The 1,367-nt window shown below is 41.7% G+C and carries 1 protein-coding gene; it reads left to right on the top strand.

The features are described 5' to 3' along the window. Positions 1-39: 39 nt before the first annotated feature. Positions 40-1,367, top strand: a 1,328-nt coding sequence (locus FTV42_RS16920) for a glycerophosphodiester phosphodiesterase (RefSeq protein WP_257223487.1), incomplete at its 3' end; no start/stop codon positions are given.

Below are 1,367 nucleotides of genomic sequence, written 5' to 3'. Positions count from 1 at the left end.
GAACAATTAAATCTATTGAATACTGAGCAGGAAAAAGTCATGGCTTTACGTGATTATCTGAATGACTCAACACGCCGCACACTTCCGCTGCTACGCATTCAAAATGAACAGACCATTAATAAGCTAAAAACATTGGGCGAAAGTTATGATCTGGCGGATATTACCTTGCTTTCAGATCAGCCAGAGCTTCTTCGCAAAGCGCGAATTGCAATTCCAGCACTGCGTACCGCGCTGGATTACTCTAAACAAACTGGGCTGAGCAGCTCAACTAAGGATATTGTGACCATTGCCCACAATACCAATTCATCACTTGCAAAAATTGTGATTCTGCCTAAGCATCTGGTACAAACAGAAGTGGTTTCACATTTACAGCGTCTGCTGATTACACCGTGGGCAAACCTAGACAGCAGCAGCCCATTAACAGCAGCAGAGTTCTTAAGCACAGGTGTAAACGGTATTTACACCGAGCAGCCCGACAGCGTTCTTTCTATTATGAAATTAATGGCGCCGAACACGCTGCTGCGCAAACCGCTGATTACAGGCCATCGCGGTATTCCTGCACTTGAGGATGAAAACACTTTAGAAGGCACATTAAAAGCGATTCAAGTTGGCGCAGATGCGGTTGAGTACGATGTATATCTTTCTAAAGATAATCATGTTGTGGTCATGCATGATTCAACCACAACACGCACTACAGGTGTAAATGCCAAAATTGAAGATTTGACGCTCGCAGAAATTCAAAACTTACGCACCATTCCAAATGGACGTAAAGTACCGACAATGGATGAAATTCTTGCGGCTGTAAAACAATATCCAAATGTGACAAACTTCATTGAAATAAAGAGTTCAAAACCTGAAATTGTACCAAAAATTAAGGAATTGCTAGATAAGCATAATGCCTATGATCAAGCGATTGTCATCAGTTTCGTTGGCGATCAAATTCTACATATGAAGAATGAAATTCCTGGTGTATCCACTGGATACTTGACCAGTACGCCAACAGCTCAAAGCAATATTGTCAACACGCGCCGCATTTTAGATGCTGCACAAAAATACTCTTCTACTTTTAATCCTTCTTTTTCTGGTTTAAATAAAGAGCTGATGATGATGGCGAGCCAGCGCGGCGTGACTTTCTGGCCATGGACTTTCCGCTTAAATAAAGATGACTTCTACCGCATGTATGTACAAGGCACACATGGTCTAACGACTGATTATGCGCATGAATCTTCAAATCTGGCGGTAAAATTGAATACAGCAAGTCAGCTCATAGCCACTGCAGGCAAGCCTGTAGAAATCAATGCAGAAATCCAAACTCAAATTGGAACGAAATCGAATTATCTTGTTAAAAATATGCTGGTTTTGCCAAA

The organism is Acinetobacter sp. YH16052 (assembly GCF_013417155.1).
Lineage (GTDB): Bacteria > Pseudomonadota > Gammaproteobacteria > Pseudomonadales > Moraxellaceae > Acinetobacter.
The sequence above is the reverse complement of the archived record's forward strand: the minus strand, read 5'-3'. Positions and strand labels throughout refer to the sequence as shown.